This window comes from Vibrio stylophorae (assembly GCF_921293875.1).
Lineage (GTDB): Bacteria > Pseudomonadota > Gammaproteobacteria > Enterobacterales > Vibrionaceae > Vibrio_A > Vibrio_A stylophorae.
In genome coordinates this window covers 1,013,177-1,033,729 of the sequence record NZ_CAKLDI010000001.1, presented here as the reverse complement: position 1 = coordinate 1,033,729, position 20,553 = coordinate 1,013,177, and the positions used below count along the sequence as shown (strand labels likewise).

The 20,553-nt window shown below is 49.7% G+C and carries 14 protein-coding genes; 7 read left to right on the top strand and 7 right to left on the bottom strand.

Annotated elements, in window-relative coordinates; genetic code table 11:
• The first annotated feature begins 81 nt into the window (after positions 1-81).
• From cydD to dhaR, 3 genes are all read left to right on the top strand, one after another.
• Complete coding sequence (cydD, locus tag L9P36_RS04720; protein WP_237465353.1) at positions 82-1,869, top strand: heme ABC transporter permease/ATP-binding protein CydD; 1,788 nt, start codon at positions 82-84, stop codon at positions 1,867-1,869.
• On the top strand, positions 1,862-3,592 hold the full coding sequence (gene cydC, locus L9P36_RS04715; RefSeq protein ID WP_237465351.1) for a heme ABC transporter ATP-binding protein/permease CydC: 1,731 nt from the start codon (positions 1,862-1,864) through the stop codon (positions 3,590-3,592). The genes cydD and cydC overlap by 8 nt, the downstream gene beginning before the upstream one ends.
• A 152-nt stretch (positions 3,593-3,744) precedes the next feature.
• Positions 3,745-5,679, top strand: coding sequence for a dihydroxyacetone kinase operon transcriptional regulator DhaR (dhaR, locus tag L9P36_RS04710; protein WP_237465350.1), 1,935 nt, complete (start codon positions 3,745-3,747; stop codon positions 5,677-5,679).
• A gap of 261 nt (positions 5,680-5,940) precedes the next feature.
• Here dhaR and ptsP read toward each other — a convergent pair whose 3' ends face one another.
• Genes ptsP through dhaK form a run of 3 tightly spaced genes read right to left on the bottom strand, consistent with a single transcriptional unit; the run spans position 5,941 to position 10,046 of the window.
• On the bottom strand, positions 5,941-8,334 hold the full coding sequence (gene ptsP / locus L9P36_RS04705) for a phosphoenolpyruvate--protein phosphotransferase (protein WP_237465348.1): 2,394 nt from the start codon (positions 8,332-8,334) through the stop codon (positions 5,941-5,943).
• A gap of 3 nt (positions 8,335-8,337) precedes the next feature.
• Positions 8,338-8,979: a dihydroxyacetone kinase subunit DhaL gene (gene dhaL, locus L9P36_RS04700; protein WP_237465346.1), complete on the bottom strand. Its 642-nt coding sequence runs from the start codon at positions 8,977-8,979 to the stop codon at positions 8,338-8,340.
• 2 nt (positions 8,980-8,981) lie between these two features.
• Positions 8,982-10,046 carry a dihydroxyacetone kinase subunit DhaK gene (dhaK, locus tag L9P36_RS04695; RefSeq protein WP_237465344.1) on the bottom strand — a complete coding sequence of 355 codons (1,065 nt, stop codon included), beginning with the start codon at positions 10,044-10,046 and terminating at the stop codon, positions 8,982-8,984.
• Between the two features lie 664 nt (positions 10,047-10,710).
• On the opposite strand from dhaK, the gene L9P36_RS04690 reads away from it, so the two are divergent.
• Positions 10,711-11,439, top strand: a complete 729-nt coding sequence (locus L9P36_RS04690) for an MIP/aquaporin family protein (protein WP_290368670.1) — start codon at positions 10,711-10,713, stop codon at positions 11,437-11,439.
• 170 nt (positions 11,440-11,609) lie between these two features.
• Here L9P36_RS04690 and L9P36_RS04685 read toward each other — a convergent pair whose 3' ends face one another.
• Both L9P36_RS04685 and L9P36_RS04680 read right to left on the bottom strand, forming a co-directional pair.
• A complete protein-coding gene (locus L9P36_RS04685) occupies positions 11,610-13,724 on the bottom strand; it encodes a TonB-dependent receptor domain-containing protein (protein WP_237465341.1) in 2,115 nt (704 codons plus the stop codon).
• A gap of 329 nt (positions 13,725-14,053) precedes the next feature.
• Entirely contained in the window at positions 14,054-14,563 is a 510-nt protein-coding gene (locus tag L9P36_RS04680; RefSeq protein WP_237465339.1) for an outer membrane beta-barrel protein, read from the bottom strand.
• Between the two features lie 453 nt (positions 14,564-15,016).
• Between L9P36_RS04680 and L9P36_RS04675 the strand changes: the two genes are divergently transcribed.
• Entirely contained in the window at positions 15,017-16,210 is a 1,194-nt protein-coding gene (locus L9P36_RS04675) for a glycosyltransferase family 4 protein (protein WP_237465338.1), read from the top strand.
• Between the two features lie 39 nt (positions 16,211-16,249).
• Here the strand turns inward: L9P36_RS04675 and L9P36_RS04670 are convergent, their stop codons facing one another.
• On the bottom strand, positions 16,250-17,536 hold the full coding sequence (locus L9P36_RS04670) for a Y-family DNA polymerase (protein WP_237465333.1): 1,287 nt from the start codon (positions 17,534-17,536) through the stop codon (positions 16,250-16,252).
• Complete coding sequence (locus tag L9P36_RS04665) at positions 17,537-17,944, bottom strand: S24 family peptidase (protein WP_237467859.1); 408 nt, start codon at positions 17,942-17,944, stop codon at positions 17,537-17,539. It lies immediately after the preceding gene.
• A 228-nt stretch (positions 17,945-18,172) separates the two neighbouring features.
• Here L9P36_RS04665 and cdd point away from each other — a divergent pair, with 228 nt between their 5' ends.
• The gene (cdd, locus tag L9P36_RS04660; RefSeq protein WP_237465332.1) at positions 18,173-19,066 is read left to right on the top strand and encodes a cytidine deaminase; all 894 of its coding nucleotides are present in this window, start codon (positions 18,173-18,175) and stop codon (positions 19,064-19,066) included.
• A gap of 204 nt (positions 19,067-19,270) precedes the next feature.
• A complete protein-coding gene (gene purT, locus L9P36_RS04655; RefSeq protein WP_237465331.1) occupies positions 19,271-20,446 on the top strand; it encodes a formate-dependent phosphoribosylglycinamide formyltransferase in 1,176 nt (391 codons plus the stop codon).
• Positions 20,447-20,553: the final 107 nt, after the last annotated feature.

Genomic DNA, 20,553 nt, shown 5'->3' with positions numbered 1-20,553 from the left:
ACACGGTAACTCGCTTGGGTTACCGTGTTTTTATTTGGTACTCTATCCGATACAAAATCATAACAAAAAGCGCCTTTCAATATGGATAAAGCTCAAAAACGCGCCTTGACCGTTTGGCTTCGCAGCCAAAGCAAAATCGGTCAGCAGTGGTTGCGACGCAGTATGATGCTTGGTGTTGTGGCTGGCCTTTTACTTATTGGCCAAGCTGCGCTACTCGCCCATATACTCCATCAGCTGATTATCAATCACGTGGATAAATTCAGCCTTCTCCCTGAATTTCTTGCGCTCATCGCTATTTTTCCGCTCCGCGCGCTGTGTGCATGGGGTCGAGAAATTGCAGGTTATCGCGCTGGCGAACAAATCCGCGAACATATTCGCGGACAGGTGCTCGACAAACTCAAAGCTTTGGGCCCTGCTGCCATTGCGCAAAAACCCGCGGGTAGCTGGGCAACCTTAGCCCTTGAGCAGATCGAGCAGATGCAAGACTTCTTTGCAAAATATTTACCGCAAATGGTCTTGGCCGTCACCGTCCCGCTGACCATCGTCATTGTCGTCTTCCCCTTTAACTGGGCTGCGGGACTGATATTCCTTTGCACTGCGCCTTTGGTTCCGCTGTTTATGGCCTTGGTGGGCATCAGCGCCGCCGATGCCAACAAGCGTAACTTTGAGTCTTTACAACGCCTTTCTGGCCACTTTTATGACCGCCTGCAAAGCCTTGCGACCATTCGTCTATTTGACCGCGTACCAGCAGAAACTGCGTTTATGCAGCAAAGTACCGAGAGCTTTCGCAAGCGCACCATGGAAGTGTTGCGTTTAGCCTTTCTTTCATCAGCGGTTTTAGAGTTCTTTACTGCGCTATCCATCGCTATCGTTGCCGTCTATTTTGGCTTTAGTTATATCGGCGAGCTGAATTTCGGCGATTACGGTCGTGGCATCACCCTATTTGTCGGCCTATTTGTGCTGATTCTAGCGCCTGAATTCTATCAACCACTGCGCGATCTTGGCGCCTTTTACCATGCCAAAGCCGAAGCGCTGGGCGCAGCTGAAAGCGTGGTTGAATTTTTGGATGCCAAAGCCGAGCAACAAGACCCCGCACAAGGAACGCAAACACCAACACTACAAACCCCACTCACCATTGAAGCGCGTGATTTGCTGGTGCGCGCCAATGATGGCAGTGTCCTCCTTGGCCCCGTGAGCTTTACGCTGGCAGCCGGCAGTCGCACCGCGGTGGTGGGAACCAGTGGCGCTGGTAAATCTAGTTTGGTGAACGCAATCTTAGGGTTTTTACCCTATCAAGGCAGTTTGACCATCAGTGGTTATGAGCTTCGTGATTTGGATGCCAACCATTGGCGCAGCCATATCAGCTGGGTGGGACAAAACCCGCAGCTTCTTCATGGCACTGTGCGCGACAATCTATGCCTTGGCACAGGTCATGATGACGACCAACTCTGGCTCGCGCTCAAACAAGCCCATGCCGATAGTTTTGTACAAGCGATGCCTGAAATGCTCGATGCACCCATTGGCGATCGCAGCAGCGGCCTTTCTGTGGGCCAAGCACAACGTCTTGCGCTCACGCGCGCCATTTTGCAGCAAGGCCAGCTGTGGCTTTTGGATGAAGCCACCGCCAGCTTAGATGCACGCAGCGAGCGATTGGTCCAACAAAGCATCGACCAAATCAGCCAAGGTTGCACCACCCTTGCCGTGAGCCATCGCCTTGATGAGCTCAAACATTACCAACAGATCCTCGTGTTCAAACAAGGTCAATTGGTTCAGCAAGGTGACTTTGTAACCTTAAGCAATGATCAACAAGGTGAATTTGCCCTTTTACGCCAACATGCCCCAGCGCTGCAAGGAGATATCGATGCGTGATTTAATGCCGTTTTTACGCCTTTATCGCTACCACTGGTTTGAACTCAGCCTTGGCATGGTATTGGCGCTTGCCACAGTGTGCGCCGCTGTGGGTTTGCTGAGCCTGTCTGGCTGGTTTATTTCCGCCGCGGCGGTGGCCGGTTTAAGCCCGCTTGCCTCGCAATTTTTTAACTATATGCTGCCTGCTGGCGGCGTCCGTGGTTTGTCCATGGCGCGAACGGCTGGCCGTTGGGGCGAGCGTGTGGTCAGTCATAACGCCACATTTAAATTGCTCACTCGCCTTCGCGTTTATTTCTTTGAAAAACTGGCGCCGCTGATCCCTGGTACGCTAGGCGATCTACGTGATGCCGACATTCTCAATCGCCTGATCAGTGATGTGGATGCCATGGACCAAGTGTATTTGCGCTTGGTTTCCCCCATGGTTGTCGGCGTATTGGCGATTTTGGCCACCAGCGGTCTGATTGCCTTTTTTGACCCTGCGCTAGCGCTAATTCTTGGCGCTTGTTTGACAGCACTGCTGCTGATTTTACCTGTGATCTTCTATCGCTTAGGTAAAGCGCCCAGCAGCGCGCTAGCGGATCAAAAAATGGCGATTCGTGTGCGCCTCATGGACTGGCTACAAGGGCATGCTGAATTAGTGCTCTTTGGCGGTGAAGCGCGTTATCGCCAAGCCCTCAATCAAGAGCAGCGAGTGCTATTTTCAGCGCAGCATCGCATGGCGCATCTCACCGGCCTAGCCAGCGCCCTATTGCTCCTTTGCGGTGGTACTTTGCTGGTATTGATGCTTTGGCTTGCCGCTGATGGTGTCGGCGGTCATGAACAAAATCCGCTCATCGCGTTGGTCGCCTTTAGTACGCTAGGCGCTATGGAAATTTTAATGCCCGTGGCCGGCGCCTTTCACTTCTTAGGGCAAACGCAAACAGCGGCCAAGCGTCTCAATGCCATTTTAAATGCCAAACCCGATGTTGATTTTAGCCAGTCACAATTTACCGGCCCATGCCAAGGTGCCATCGCGTTCGATGCGGTGAACTATCGCTATAACGCGCAGCAACCTTGGGTATTATCACAATGTACGCTCAGCCTTAAAGCTGGCGAAAAAGCGGCGATTTTAGGTCAAACGGGCTGCGGGAAATCCACCCTACTCAAATTGCTGACACGGCAATATGATCCGCAGCAGGGGCAAATCACCATCGATGGTATAGCCCTTGACCAATGGCAAGAGTCTGCGCTTCGCCAAGCGATCACTGTGGTCAGTCAGCGCGTTGATCTGCTCAATGACACCCTGCGCGACAACCTGCGTTTAGCCAAACCTGAGGCCACCGATGCACAATTGCAACAGGCACTAGAGCAAGTTGAACTGGGCTATTTGGGTGAAACAGAGCAGAAGATGAACCTATGGCTCGGTGAAGGTGGACGCCAGCTTTCTGGTGGTGAGCGCCGCCGTATTGGCATTGCCCGTGCGATTTTGCACAACGCGCCAATTCTTCTTTTAGATGAACCAACCGAAGGCTTAGATCGCCGCACCGAGCAGCAGATCCTCAAGCTGCTGCAAGCCCATTGGCAAGGGAAAACCGTGCTTTACATTACCCACCGTTTGGTTGGTCTTGCGCAGATGGATCAAGTGCATGTGATGGAGCAAGGTCAGTTTGCTGAATCCGGCAGTCACCAAGCGCTGCTTGATGCCAAAGGCCGTTATTGGCAACTGTGGCAACAAATCGGTTAACGCCATCTCACATGCCTATATCAAAAGCCTCGCAATCGCGGGGCTTTTTAATGTTTTAAATTGAAACTCGGCGCAGATAAGCGCGAGCGAGATCACAATGATATTTTTATCATCACGATAAAATATTCCGATATTTTCAATCGTGATTTGTTATGTCGCTACAATATTGCACTGAAACCAGTTTAAAACGCTGGGATTTTTTCCAAAAGCATCACTGGGTTGCGCCTGAATTTGCCCAAACCTATTGCTTTGGCTCTTGGCAGCGCTGCGTTAATCAATGCAGCGCCCTTCATTGGTCGCCGCCACATATCGCATCAGGCCACACCCTCAACTCGCTATTTAAGCGCAATGAAAGCCTAATCCACTGCGCAACAACGGTTGTTGAAGATACTTTTGACCTGCTGACCGATGAGCCGATTGTACTGCTCATAACCGATGACAATGGCTGCGTGGTCTATCGTGTTGGCGAAGCCAATCTACTGCAAGCGCTAGACACGCTGGGGATCGTGCAAGGCTGCTTTTTCTCCGAAGGAAAAATTGGCACCAATGCGGTGAGCTTATGTTTAGAAACCCATTTGCCCATGGAGGTCTTTGCTGCGGATCATTTTAATCAGCAGTTACATCCCTATGGCGCCTGCGCCGCGCCTATCTTTGACTCCTTTGGCAAATTACGCGGCACCATGGCAATGGTAAAAATGGCCAAACAATATCGCCGCGAAAATAGCGTTATTGTGGCCTCTTGCGCCAAAGAGATCTCGCTACAACTGCAACTGCTCTATGAACAAGAAAATATGAATCGGCTGATCAGCATGCACAATGCCACCATGGCCAGTATGGAAGATGGGCTCTTGTCTTGGGATCGCAACAAGCGGATCACCATGGTCAATCAGCAAGCTGAAAAATTGCTGCAGCTCAACGCGCTCGAGGTCATTGATAAGCCAATTTTTGAGGTGATTCGTTTTGCGCCCAATATCCTTGCCAGTTTTGAGCAAGGTGAGAACATGCAGCGCAAATTAACCACGGTTGAAATCAACAGCGAATTTATTGAGGCCATGCTTTCAGTCAGCATGCTGCAAGATGGTGCCACGCTTTTATTTGTGCATCCCATTCATAAATTGCGCGAGCTCGCGCAGCAGCAAATTGGTGGCAATGCCAAATACACCTTTGCCACCCTGCCCGCGCGCTCAAAAAAAATGAAGCACCTGATCACCGTCAGTAAGCGGGCACTAAAATCCAAGTCTCCCATTTTCCTTTATGGCGAAGAGGGCGTCGGCAAAACGGCGCTGGCCATGGCGATTCATAATGAGGGCGAATTTAAGGCCGGTCCCTTTATTACCGTTAATTGTCGCGCCATTAGCAGCGAAAATATGCGTCGTGAGATTCTGGGTTATGATGCTGACAGCGGCCTGCCTTCGAAATTTGAGCTGGCCCATGGCGGCACCCTACTGCTTGAAAAAGTGGAATATCTCAACCAAGAGCTGCAAGCGGTTTTACTCAAACTGCTTAAAACCGGTTTGGTGAGTCGCAGTGATAGCCAGCGTTTAATCCCCGTCAATTTTCAGCTGATCACCAGCACTTCATCAGACTTAAGCGCCTATGTTGCGCAAGGTACCTTTAGCCGCCAGCTTTACTATGCCATCTCCAATAATGAGCTGACCTTAGCGCCGCTTCGCAAACGCAAAGAGGATATCGCGCTACACATTGAACGTATTTTGGCGGATTACGAAAAGCGCCATCATGTGCAAATTCAAATCGATCCCGTGGCTTTTGATGTACTGCTCGCTTTTGCGTGGCCAGGCAACAATCCTGAACTGAAAAGTCGTATGGAGCGTATTTTACTCAACCGCAGTAGTAACCGTATTCAGCTCAAAGATATTCCCGATCATATTAAGCACAACCCTGATGGTAATCCGCAATCACAAGCACCTGTGCTCACTATGGAAGCGCTGGAGAAAAAAGCCATTATTCAAGCTTGGGATGTGTTTGATGGCAAAATGACAGAGATGGCCAAAGCGCTGGCAATTGGCCGCACCACACTATGGCGAAAAATTGATAAATATGGCCTTACCGATCGCCTCAAAGATTAAGCCGCTTTTCGATTTTCCAGCTGTTTGCGGCCTTTTTAGCTTTTGCGCCACTTTTTAGCTTTCTCGCCAAAAAGCCGCGCCACTCAATCCTTCTAAAAAGCGCCCTGTGCGCTTTTTTATTGCCCGCTTTTTTGCCCATGGATTAGCCAATTAGTAGCCATAAAAAAGCCGCCACAAAGTGACGGCAACCGAGATACATGAAAAAAATGCGCACACCCATCAGGCTCAGTATGAACATGCGCTTCGACAGAAGGGGATGAACTAATTCTGTCGAATGGTTTCCTTTAAGGCTGGCAGCAGTGCTGCGCTGGCACTGAACTTACCCAACCCCAAAGAAAGCAGTGTTGCGGTGGCTTTGCTATCACCCGCCATTTCACCGCACATGCTGACACTAATACCAGCATCATTGGCAGCCTGACAGGTGTGTGCAATCGCGCCGAGTACCGCCGGTTGGAAGTAATCCACCAGCTCTGCAACCGCGCTATTACCGCGATCCGCCGCCATCACATATTGGGTCAAATCATTGGTTCCGATGGAGAAGAAGTCCACTTCATCAGCCAAGGCTTGCGCGTTAAACACCGCCGCTGGCACCTCAATCATGATTCCCACACTGAGACCATGATCGGCCATGCCCATGGCTTCTCGCACCTCATGAAGCAGCGCTTTGACTTGGCGCACCTCTTGAACCGTTGCAATCATTGGGATCATCAGCTGAATGTTTGGCTGCTCGGCATGGGCGCGCAAAATGGCACGTAGCTGAGTGGCAAACAATTCAGGATGTGCAAGGCATAAACGCACGCCGCGCTGTCCCAAAAATGGGTTTTCTTCAGCTGGCATAGGATACGCTGCCAAAGGTTTATCACCGCCCACATCAAGACTGCGAATGGTCACAGGCTTATCACCAAAGGCAGCCGCGATATCGCGATACACTTGGTATTGCGCCTCTTCACTTGGCAATGCATCACTTTGCTGGAACAAAAATTCGGTGCGAAATAGCCCCACCCCTTCAGCGCCACATGCCAAGGCTTGTGCAACATCTTCAGGACCACCAATATTAGCCAGCACGCTAACCTCATGGCCCATTTTAGTGACTGCTGGTGCCTGCGCTTTGGCAGCAAAGCTGGCAATTTCATCCTGCCATTGCTGGCGTTTTTCGCTGAGCGCTTGGCGGATTTCTTCGCTTGGGGAAAGCCAGAGCAGACCTTCAAAGCCATCTAAAATCAGCGGATCGCCCGTGCGAACTTGCTCTAGGCAGCCTTTGACTTTCACCAGCGCAGGAATGCCCATGGCGCGCGCAAGAATTGCGCTGTGCGAGGTTTTACCGCCTTCACTGAGCACAATCGCAAGTACTTTGGACTTCTCGAGCCCAGCAACATCTGATGGCATGAGATCGCGCGCTAGCAAGATCACGGGCTCATTGAGCGTCATGGTTTCACCCTGATCGCCGGTTAATGCCACCATCACGCGACGTGCAATATCACGCACATCGGCTTCACGCTCACGCATATATTGGCTTTGCGCTTCACTGTATTGCGCTGCAAGTTGATTCATCACATCAAGCCATGCTTGCTCAGCAATCACAGGAGCTTCAAGTGCTTGTGCTAGGGCGTTTTGAATTTCAGGATCCGCGAGCATCAAGGCATGGGCCTTGAAAATATCCCCATGCGGCCCTTTCGCATCATGGTTTAGCTCGGCTAAAACCAAATCCATCGCTTGCTGTAGATGCGCCATCTCCTGCGCCGCGCTGGTAAATTCACGCTCCGGCAGCGCTGGCATCGCCGCACTAAAAATAGCTGCGGGCGCAATGGCCACACCGTCACTAACACGAATACCAGATAGCGCACCTTGCGGTGCATCACGACGCTGCGCATCGACATCATCGCTTTGCTCAGCAATATCCGCCTGCGTTTCACCAGCAGCAACCTGCGCCGCTTCACCAAAGTGCGTTTGCGCAAGTGCGCTAAAGGCATCAATGGCGGCTTGCGCCATTGCGCCGCGCGCTTGCAGCACAATCGTCTCACCGCAGCGAACACCTAATTTTGCGATGCTGTTAAGGCTTTTGGCGCTGGCGCTTTGCGCCGCTTTTTGTAGCGTTAACTCAGCATCAAAACCCGCCAGCGCACCGACAATGGCCGCCGCAGGGCGCGCATGAATGCCATGTGGATTTTGCACTGCCCATGTGTACTCAAGGCATGGCTCATTCTGGTCAAGCGCTGGCTCAATGGTCTCAGCAACAGTATCAGCCGCTTCACCCAAGTGCTCTTTTTTGACATCCAAAGCACTTCTCGCCTCTGCCATCACAGCTTCACGCGGCAAGCCTGCCGCCGCTGCGACAGATGCCGCCATGGTGCCTTCTACAATTGGCGCGGCAACCAAGGAAACCTTTTCAGCCATCTCAGGATCGATTAAATCCAGCGCCATTTCCGTGCTCAAAAGCGCACTGCCCAAATCCATCAACACCACCACGCCCGCGTCATCAAACACTTGTTCAATGGCGCCCATCACAGCAATGGCATCGGTACCAATTGGGTTTTCTGGATCATCAACCCCTGCGGCAATGGCAATATTCGCCTTGCCTTGGGTCATTTGCGTGGCCAGTTCGGCCACGCCTTGTGCTAGTAATAAACTATGCGAAACAACAACAATCCCTACCATGGCTTAACACCCTGAAATTGCTTGTTTTAATGCTTTAATCATCAACAATGATGAGGTGGCGCCTGGGTCTTGGTGACCAATACTGCGTTCACCAAGGTAGCTGGCACGACCTTTTTTCGCTTGCATCTCAATGGTTGAAAGCGCGCATTTTTCAGCCGTCTCCACCATCTCATCAAGCAAGTGATCACCGCTGACACCTTGCTCAAGGCTAGCTTTCATCTGTTGCAAAACAGGCAGCCATACATCACACATGGTCTTATCACCCAGCGCTGCTTTACCGCGAGAAACCACGCCATCGACACCGCTTTTTAGATCGTCCACCAGCTCTTCAAAGGTCAGCACTTCACGCGCTCCCACAGATGCTGCGGTGCGAATAAACAAAGTGCCATACAATGGGCCGCTTGCACCGCCAATGCTTGAAAGCAGTGTCATCCCGGTATTTTTCAAAATAGCTGCAATATTTTGCTGCTCGACTTTTGGTAGGGCTTCACGCACCTTGCTAAACCCACGATTCATATTCAAACCGTGGTCCGCATCACCGATATCACGGTCAAGATCAGTGAGAAAATCCTGATTCTCGGCAAAGGTGTCAGCACATAGATTGAGCCAATTGATCATTTGTTGTTTTTCGATTTGCATGGTCATGATTATTTCCCCCAAGTCATTGCCGCAGTGCTTACTGGTGCATCGTAAAGAGACAGCATCTCTTCATCGGCTTGCAACAAGGTGATCGACACACCTTCCATATTGATGGAAGTACAGTAGTTGCCCACAAGATTACGCACGATGCGAATACCTGCTTTTTCGCAGTTGCGGGCAACTTGGCGGAACACCCCATAAAGCTCTGATTCAGGGGTTGCGCCCAAACCATTCACCATCACGATATAATCGCGGTCAGCGGTAAAATCAGCAATTGGGCTAACCACTTCATCCCAATCGCTGCTGTCACGATTCCAAATACGTAGGGTGCGGCTATAACCTGTGTTTTCCATGATTTCAGCAAACATTTGGTCAACCAAGGTATCCACATCTTGATAGCTGCGACGCTCAATGCCCGGCTCACCATGAATACCAACGCCAAATTCAATCTCATTTTCTTCAAGAACAAATGAAGGCTTACCGGCGGCTGGTACCACACAAGCACTTAAGGCAACACCAAAAGAGCGGCAGTTGTCATTAATGCGACGTGCTAGAGTTTCACATTGCGCAAGGTCATAGCCTTTGGCTGCGGCGGCGCCGACAATTTTTTCCACCAATACAGTGCCCGCCACGCCGCGGCGGCCTGCGGTATACAAGCTATCTTTTACGGCAACATCATCATCGGTCAGTACCGCACCGACAGGTACACCATCGGCATCGAGTAGTTCTACTGCTGTTTCAAAGTTCAGAACATCGCCAGTGTAGTTTTTGATCACAAACAGCACGCCTTCGCCGCTGTTGACCTTTTGGCCGCATTCATACATTTGATCTGGGGTTGGCGAGGTGAACACTTCACCTGGGCATGCACCTGTTAGCATGCCTTCACCAATAAAGCCCGCGTGAAGTGGCTCATGACCGCTACCACCACCTGACACTAAAGCGACTTGTTTTTGTTTTGGCTGATGCCACATGAAACGAGGTTCGTAGCTGACTTGTAGTTCAGGGCGAGAAAGTGCCAACCCTTCCATTTGCTCTTTGACAACATCTTCAACGCGATTGATTAACTTTTTCATGGCTTCGCTCTCTTATCATTAGAATGATTTGCGGCTCTCTTTTCTGGAAAACCGCTTTGGTTTGATTCCATCCTAGGCCGACAAAAAACCATGACAATGCAAAAAAATATCGTTTCATATTGAAATGAAAAGCGTCTTGCGCACGTTCCATATCGGAACATTTTTACTCAGAAATCCCCTGACGTGATCCGTCGCACGTCTTTTTCTTCGAGGCGTAGTTTTGCGGCTATTTTTTGCGCAAAACCAAACGTCACAGCAAATAGGGTACATTTGCAGGGCATCAGAAAAAGCCCAAAAATCAATGCAATCGCCGTAAATACAATGGGTTATGCGTTGTATTTGAAATAATTATCATTTTTAAGCGTTCTAAGCTTGCTACTGATACCCACTTTTTTTGTGATGGCATTGGCAAAAAACATCTCCCAGATTCACGTCTAAAGCGGTTCATCACACTCAAAGAGTGAAAGAAGACCAATAAAAGCGAGGGATCACGCACGAAGTGGACAAAACACAGATCACAGCGTTTCATTTTGAAACGCCGCAAATAGACCCTTTGATTCATTTCGAAACAGGCGTGCTCATTGAGCCACCAGCGCTATCACGCCTTTTATGATCGACTCGATTGAACGCAATTCCATTTCAAATAATCAATCGAGGTGAAACAATGAATGTGTTTATGGCTGAACTTTTCGGCACCCTATTATTGGTGCTACTTGGTTGCGGTGTAGTCGCAAACGTCGTACTCAAACACAGTAAAGCGGAAAACTCGGGTTGGATCGTGATCTCACTCGGCTGGGGTTTCGGTGTCGGTATCGCCGTCTATGCGGCGGGTTGGGTCAGTGGCGCGCATCTTAATCCCGCCGTAACCCTTGGCTTTCTTGCGATTGGTGGCATTAGCGCCAAAACCGCAGCCATTTATATTGCAGGGCAATGTGTGGGCGCATTTTTAGGTGCCATTGTGCTTTGGCTTGCCTTTAAACAGCACTTTGATGAAACCACAGATCCCGGCCTAATTTTGGCAGCCTTCTCAACTGGCGCTGCCATTCGTAATACCAAGTGGAACATCATTTCAGAAGCCATTACCACTGCGGTATTGATGATTGGCATTTTGGCTATCTTCAACGTCAATAACGGAATTGGCGCAGGCTTTGGTCCTTACGCTGTGGGTATTTTGGTTTGTACCTTGGGTTTATGTCTCGGCGGTAACACTGGTTATGCCGTAAACCCAGCCCGTGACTTAATGCCACGTATCGTGCATGCACTGCTACCAATTAAAAACAAAGGCGACTCTGACTGGGGCTATGCCATCGTCCCTGTGGTGGGTCCAATTTTAGGCGCTGTTGCAGGCGCACTGCTTTGGCAACATGTGCTCATTCCAGTGTTTACCCTTTAAAGAATGGATCGCTTAGAAGCACGCCTTTCCATGACTAAGCGATAAAAATTTACCCTTAAACTTCTGAAGAACAAAACACCAGCGCCTGTTCCCCCACAGGCGCTTTTTATGTACGAAAAATAGAAATAAAAAACCGCAGCGACCTGCGGCTTTTCATCTCAACCATTGATTTAGAACTGCACTTCTAAATCAAGGTAGTAATTGGTGGCCTGACCAACACGCGAGCTTTCATTTACGCCGCCTGCATTGATGTATTGCTGGTCAAAGAGATTATTCACACCAAAATACAGCATGGCATTTTGCGCAAGCCAAGTGCTGCCAGATGCCGTAAAGTCCCATGAGCCAGCAACATTGACCTGAGTAAAGGATTGGTCAACATAGGTATAGGTCTGCCCACCAGAAATGGTGGTGGCAAAGTCTTGATCAGGCGCAAACCAATGGTTGACTTGCACGCCCAATTGCAACTGCCAAGGTTGGTGAATATAACTCACACGGCCCATCACTTTATCCGCAAAGGCTTGGTCCACATCTAAACCTGTGACTTCATCTTCCACATCCAATGTTTCAAAACTTGCATCAATTTGCCAGTCACCAATCCAATAGTTCGCCATGATTTCAACGCCCTGACGGGTGGCATTATCCACGTTTTGATATTGTGCATATTCATTAGATGATGGCGGCGTGCCCAGCCCTGGTAAACGCTTAAGGCTGATCATATCTTTGATCTTTCCATCAAAGTAAATCGCCTTAAAGAACAAGCGATCATCTGCAGTTATCAATCCATCAGACTCATAGCTAAAGCCAAGCTCATACTCTTCGCCTTTTTCCGCTTTCAGATCGTAATTAGGTAAATAGTAATAATGAGGATTTAAAGGACCTTCAGAGCTGGTTTCATGAGGCGTGGGCGCGCGGAAACTTTGTGCGTAACCAGCTAATAGCGTCAAACCTTGTACAGGCTCGTAAGCAAGGGCGGCGCGTGGCGAAAAGTTACTGTCGCTATAACTCCCTTGGGCATGCCGTTTTACTTCTCGATCAAAGTCATCATAACGCCCGCCCAAAGTAAGCTGCCAATCATTGATGGTCATGGTATTTAACACATACAGACCATAATCATTGTACTCATTGGGCATGGAGCCAAAATCAGAAATACCATGGGCATTTTGATAAATGGCGTCTTCCTCACGATGGGCATATTCAAAGCCAATCAATAATTCATGACCAACGCGCCCCGTATCAAACAGTGACACATTTTGAATATTGGCGCCCCAGCGCTTTTCTTCATTGCGATAAGTCACCCAGCGCGGATCATTGACCATATCTGCGCTATGGCGATCGTAGCTCGCATCACTGTAATAAACCCCTGCGCTCAAATGAATCAATTGATGTTCAAGGCTGGTTTGTAAATAGCGCAGCTGCCAGTCTTGCTGCTCTAGATGTCCGACATAATATTCATCTAGATTGCTATGGAATAAATTTTGCCAAACGGCATCGAGCTTCTCATCAAAATCATAAACACTAAACTCCAATCGTTTTTCAGCATCAATATCCCAACCCCCTTTAAAATAGAGCGTATCGATATTTTCATCATTATGAATATCTGTAGTGCCAGGAACGCCACCATCAGCTAGCGCAATATCACCCGATGTCGATGTTTTGCCATACAGCACAAAATCCACAGGTAACGCATCAAGATCGCCCGCCACGGAGAAGCGCGTGCTCGACATATTATTTGACTCAAAACGTTGGCCTAAAGTGGCGCCAAATTGCTCGCCAGCCTTGAGGAAATCATCGGCGTTTTTACTTTCCATCAGCACAATACCGCCAATGGCACCGCTACCATATAAAATCGATGAGGTGCCCTTCACCACTTCAACACGCTTTAACAAATCACTGTCGGAGCGAAATGTAGAGATATGATTGGAAAACAAATTTGAAGACAGTGGCACCCCATCGCGGCGGACGATCACGCGGTTATCACTAAAACTACCAAAACCGCGAATCGTATATTGCGAGCCAATTTGTCGGCCTAGATCATTGCTGGAATCAAACCCTGGAATATCTGTCAGCGCTTTAATTAAATTGGCATCTTGCTTCAGTTCAGATGCCTCCATCACCCCAACTGAGCCTGCATATTTCGCTATATCCATTTCAAAGCGATTTGCAGTCACAGTAATTAAGTTAGTTTCACATGGTTGTTGCTCGTTATTCTCACAATTTGTCGTCGAAGCATAAGACGGCAGACAAGTACTCACACACACCAAGGCTGCATAAATGCGTCCGTTCATCATTTTTCCTTTCTGTCCTTTAGAAAATTGATGCGAATAATTATCATTAAGATAATTGCAGGCAAGCCCCTTTTACCCTATTCAATTCAAGGATGAGAGCACTCGCATAGTCGCGAAGAAATATTGATGAAACAATAACGATTCTCGATCGCATTTATAACACAACCATAACAGGATTAACAAAGGGGAATGGCAGATATAGCGTGCCGTTTGTCTACCAACGACATCGTTAAAAATCGTGTTCTTTCTTTCGGATAAATCACACCTCATCAACTACGCATAAAAAAACCCCGCAATAGCGGGGCTTTTTATCGGCCATAACGGCTGAATTAGAAGCGATAATCAACAGTCAACATCACTTGCTGGCTGTTATCAATTTCAGTGTTTTGCTCATCATAATCTTGCGCAATATAGCGATAGGTCAAATCAGTCGACCAGCTATCTGTGATGGCGTAGGTTGCACCCACTTGGCCACCCCAAACAAAATCAGTGCTGCTTTCATTGTGGATTTCACTATCAGAAACGCCCATATTGACGCCCGCAAATAGGCTTACTTGATCAAATACTGGGTAGAGATAGTCATAAGACGCCAAGAACATGTTTTGCTCTGACTTGTCCATGTAGTTGTAAGTCGCTAAGAAACGATGGTGGTCATTTAAAATCATACCGCCACGAAGCTGATAGGCCACATCTTCACCGTTTTGCTCAAATTGGCCAGAAACATCATCGTTCTGATAGCCAATACCGCCACCAACAACCCAATCCATGTTTGCTGCCATTGCTGGTGCGGCCATCATGCTCGCTGCAAGTAGTGATGCAATTGTGATCTGCTTTTTCATCGTAGACTCCTCGTCTTTTATTCCGTTGAATTGACCAAGACCTTGTTGTGTTTTGCCTTGGGTCTTGAACGCGAGGCCCACTCTAGCGCTGGTTTCTGAATCAATACTTAATCAATAAAACGGCGTTCATTATACCGTATAGCCGGCCTATCTTATTTGAATCCCTCAATTTTCTTGCTCATCCCCCTTGTGGACTCGCTCGAGCAGCATTGCCTCTTCGTTGTCCTTTACGCCCTTAAGTGCATGGCAAATGAGAGATGGGTCACAGTTAAAAATTTCAGGCAAAATTCTTCCCGCCACAACACCATTCACCGCAGTGATATCGGGCACTCAAAAACAGATCAAATTATTGAGCGCACAAAAGAATAGACATGAAACAAGAGAACTTCGCCGATGCGCACGCAAGCCTTACTGGCACTTTCTATACTCAACACAGCAAGACAGGGAGCCGCTATGAAAAAAACCATCGGAATCGTGGTCAATGAATTTCCAGTATTGTCTGAAACCTTTGTCGGCAATGAGATGCGCGCGCTGATGCGCCAAGGACACAGCGTCGTGCCCTTGTCACTGCATCAGCCCAGTGGCAAGCATCAACCGCAGGATGAATTTCTCGCCAAACAAACGCGCTATCTTGAGCAAGCACCGAAAACGCCACTCAAGCCCTTGCTTGGGCTGCTCGCATGGCCGCAGCTCAAATCATTGGTACCATTTTTACACCGCCAACAAGGTTGGTCTGCCTTCGCCTTATTGCGCCAAGGGGCGCGCATTGCCCATCTTGCCAAGGCCAGTGGATGCCAACACCTACACGCCCACTTTGCGTGGGCCAGTGCAGCCAGTGCCATTGTCGCGGCCAAATTGCTTGGGATTAGCGTCAGCTTTACTGGCCATGGCGCTGATGTTTATGCCAATGCTGAAGATTTACCGGCTAAATGCCAAGCCGCTGACTGGGTGTGCGCTGTCACCCACGCGATGGAGCGAGACTTACAGCAATATGGCTGCGATACCTTTTATCACCCCTGTGGTCTCGATCTATCGCGTTTTCACCCAATCCCTCAAGCCCTTGGTGCGCAGCCCCACTTTCTATTTTTTGGCCGAATCGTTGAAAAAAAAGGGTTAGATCTCCTGCTACAAGCCTTTCATCAACTGGCGGGACAGTACCAAGAAGTACAGCTGGATGTGGTGGGTGATGGTCCGCTTAAAGCCCAGTTGGAAAACGAATATGCCCATCCACGTATTCGCTTTTTAGGCGCGCAGCCGCAATCTTGGCTACTGGCGCATGCCGCCAGCTACGGTGCACTGGTGATGCCTTTTCGCATTGGTCGCAATGGCGATCAAGATACGGGGCCTTTGATCATTAAAGAGGCGATGGCGTTGGGACTGCCTGTGATCACCACCCACCTCATTGGTTGCGATGAAATTCTTGGGCCGTCCCCCTCACTTGAGCGAAGCTGCGCGGTGCAAGTGGAGATGGAAGATCGCAGCGCACTCACTGATATGATGATCGCGCATCTTTTTCGAACGCATGAATCACTGCAAGCGCAGCGTCAACGCGCCGAACAGCGGGTGCGCAGTCAATTTGATATCGACACCCTCGCTGCGCGTTTTTCCCATCGTATTCAGATTGCAGGCGCGAGCACAGCGACATAGCTATTTTGTTCATATAGCTCGGTTATTCATATAGCCACGTTATTTACAGGCGATGGTGGGAATATCGCGCCAACGCGTAGTGTACTGCGGGGTTAAAAACTCTCGGCGCATTCCCCACTTGGGTGAGACGCCTTGCGCAGCAGTAAATAACGTATCACGGCCATATTTATGATTCACACCATCAAGCATCTGCATCAAAGCGGGATTGGGTGGTGGCGGCGCAAAGAGATCCAATTGGTCATAGCGCACATCGACCAAATCCACTAACCCCACCCCCACTTTGTAGTAACGCACACCGCGCTCGTAAAGCCGCGGCATTACCGAGCTAATCACTTGGTTGAGCACGCAAACATCGTTCACTGGCGTGGCAAAACGGTGCTGATATTTATAATGCACACTACGGCGATCATGCGGAGAGCTAGCAGCAAACAGATACAATTGTCGGCACAAACTGCCCTGCTCACGCGCTTTACTCGCCGCAATACCCGCGTGGGTGCACAGCGCCTCACGAAGTGCCTGCTCCGAGGTAATGCGCTCTCCCATACTACGGGTAGAAAAGATCTGCTGCTTATCAGCGCGGGTTGCATCAAAGCCTTTACAGCGCTCACCGCTGAGCTCTCGCACAATGCGCTCTAACTCAATGCCGCCTACTTTTTTAGCCTGCACTAAGGGCAAATGCACCAACTGCCATGCCGTTTCCACACCGACACCCGCTAAGCGCGCGGCCAGTTTGCGTCCAACCCCCCAAATCTGGCCACTGGCCAACTGTGGCAAAACTTGCGCGATATTGTGCTCATCAAGCAAACACACCCCTTGCATCAAGCGGCCTTCGCTATTTTTCTCAAAGAGGTGGGGCAATTTTTTTGCCGCCTGATTGGCCGCTTTGGCCAAGGTTAAGGTGCGCCCCAACCCCACCGAAACGGGTAAGCGACACTCACGCCATACAGCGCGGCGCAGCGCCATCGCATGCTCTAAATAGTCTTGCGATTCAAGTTGCCAGCCGCGAAAGGAGAGAAAGGATTCATCAATGGAGTAGATATGTTGCTCAGGTGCAAAGCGTCCCACCACTTCCATCATGCGAGAAGAGAGATCGCCATAGAGTTCATAATTCGAAGAGCACACCACCACGCCCGCTTGCTCACAACGCTGGCGCACTTGAAAATAGGGTTTAAATTTCTCGACCCCAGCAGCCAATGCTTGACGATTGGCCGCGACCACACAGCCATCGTTATTGCTTAATACCACCATGGGGCGGCCGCGCCAATCAGGACGAAACACCTGCTCGGCACTGCAATAAAAGCTATTGGCATCCACCAGCGCAAACATCTATACCTCTTGCAATAAATAGCTGGGTCGATGACAGCGCACCGAACGAATGACCACCCCTTCGATGCAAAATTGATCTTCAGCGCTCACCCCCCAAGGGGCAAATCCAGGCGCGGCGGAAAGCAAAGCACGATTTTTTAAATCAATAATTTTGCATACGAACTCACCGCGAAAGGTCGCGACCACCACATCATGCTGCTGCACTTGAATATGGCGATCCACAATTAAAATATCCCCATCAAAAATACCCACGCCCTCCATGGAGCGCCCTTGCGCGCGGCCAATAAAGGTCGCGCTGGGATGCTCAATCAGTAGCGCGTCCAAGCTCAGTGGTAACTCATGATAATCCGCCGCAGGGCTTTCAAATCCGGTGATCCCTGCACTGGCGGCGATGGGAATAATCTGCACGATAGCCATTCACAATAACTGTTCATTTATACAGTTATTGTGCGCACTCTGCTGTAAAAATCAAGTCTATCGATAGCAGGTGCAAAACAAGCAAGATAGCCAGTTGTGCGATTGCGCACGCAAATTGGTGAAAATGAATGCGATTACATTCGAAATCTGTGCATCAAAAAGGCCTTTTTGATGGGGAGAGATTACAATCAAGGCCATGATAAAAATGAGGATACACCCATGCGCGATCGCTTACTTTCTGCGTTAACCCAACTGCCAGATGCGCTTGCTAAAGATCTTTCACCCATTCTTCGTCGTCCTGAATTTGATGCCAGTCTTAGCGCCAATGAAATGGCCACACTCTGCCAAAATCATCAGATGAACGAAGCGGATATGGCGCTAGCGCTCTTGCCGCTCGCCGCTGCTTATGCCATGCCTGCCATCTCCCAATTTTATGTGGGCGCCATTGCCAAAGGCGGCTCCGGCCATTTCTATTTTGGTGCTAATTTAGAGTTTGCACATGTGAGCTTGGCGCATACTGTCCATGCGGAGCAATCCGCCATTAGCCATGCTTGGCTGCGCGGTGAAACCACGCTTTCGGCAATCTATATCAACTACAGCCCTTGCGGCCATTGCCGACAGTTTATCAATGAACTCAATGGTGCTGAGCAGATCACCATCACCCTGCCCAAACAGCCAACTCGCGCCTTTCATGATTATTTGCCTGATGCTTTTGGCCCTAGCGATCTCAATATCAGTGAGCCATTACTGGCACCGAAAGACAATGCACTGACGCCTGAGATGACTGCAGCGCACCCTTTATATGAAGCCGCACTCGCCGCAGCCAACCAGAGCCATGCACCCTATAGCCACAACTATGCAGGTATCGCCTGTTTACTCGACAATGGCCAAATTTTTACCGGTCGCTACGCTGAGAACGCCGCCTTTAACCCAAGCTTGCCGCCGTTACAAGTCGCGCTGAATTTAATCAACTTGGCCGATTGCTCGTGGCATCAGATTAAAGAGGTCTACTTTGTTGAAAAACAGGGAATCAGCAATCAGCTCAGTCACGATATGCAAACCCTGTGCAGCCAAGTAGCACCACAGGCGCAATTTCACTATCACGCACTTTAAGCCGCACCGCAAAGCATTGAAAGAGCAGCCTAGGCTGCTCTTTTTTCATTTTAAATCCCATCGCCAGCACAACTTGACAGTGACAAGCTCAACCAATTTAAAGCGCTACAGCGCAATCGTTTGCCTTATGGTTGAGATTCGGTATCATGCCGCTGATTCTTAACCTGTTTGCTCAGGTTTGCACCATTGATAAAAGGAATACCCATGTTTGGTTCAGCGACAAGTGCAAAAGCAACCCGTGTTCTTCTCCTCGGCGCTGGAGAGCTCGGTAAAGAAGTTGCCATCGAGTGTCAACGTCTTGGTTTGGAAGTGATCGCGGTTGATCGCTACCCCAATGCACCAGCCATGCAAGTGGCTCATCGTAGCTATCATATCGACATGCTCTGCGCTGATGCGCTGGCGGAGATTATTGCCAAAGAGCAGCCACATTATGTGGTACCTGAAATCGAAGCCATTGCCACAGACACCCTAGTCGCTCTTGAGGCGCAGGGATTAAACGTGGTGCCCAATGCCAATGCCACCAAACTGACCATGAACCGTGAAGGGATCCGTCGCCTTGCAGCAGAAGATCTGGGGATCACCACCTCGCCCTATCAGTTCGCCGATAATTACGATGATTTTTGTGCAGCGATTGAGCAAGTGGGCATGCCATGCGTGGTCAAACCGATTATGAGCTCATCAGGCAAAGGCCAAAGCGTGATTAAAACCGATGCCGATATCAAACATGCATGGTATTACGCGCAAGAAGGCGGCCGCGCTGGCGCAGGTCGTGTCATTGTCGAAGGCTTTGTCGATTTTGATTATGAGATCACCCTACTCACCGTACGCGCAGCAGATGGTGTGCATTTCTGCGATCCCATTGGTCATCGCCAAGAAGATGGTGACTATCGCGAATCATGGCAGCCACAGCAGATGTCTGATGCCGCACTTGCCAGCGCGCAAGCCGTAGGCGAAAAAGTGGTGAATGCACTGGGTGGCTATGGCCTATTTGGTGTGGAGCTCTTTATCAAAGGCGATCAGGTGATCTTTAGTGAAGTCTCGCCGCGCCCACACGATACCGGCATGGTCACCCTGATTTCACAGGAACTATCAGAATTTGCCCTGCATGTGCGCGCTTTCTTAGGCCTACCCATTGGTGAGATTCACCACTATGGCCCAGCCGCCTCAGCGGTGATTTTGGGCGAAGGCAGCTCCAGCGCCATTTGCTTTGACAACATCGCCGCCGCACTCACCGAGCCACACAGCCAACTGCGCTTGTTTGGCAAGCCTGATATCAACGGCCGCCGCCGTTTAGGCGTCGCCCTTTCCCGCAGTGAAAACACAGCGCAAGCCGTGGAAAAAGCCGTGGCCATGGCCAAGAAAGTGAAGATTGTTTATTAATCGCTTTATGATTGATGAATTAACGCAAAAGCCGGCTCAGCCGGCTTTTTTGTGGGTGGAATATGCGAAATAAACCTTTCAGGTTTCGCAGTACTTTAAATTAATAC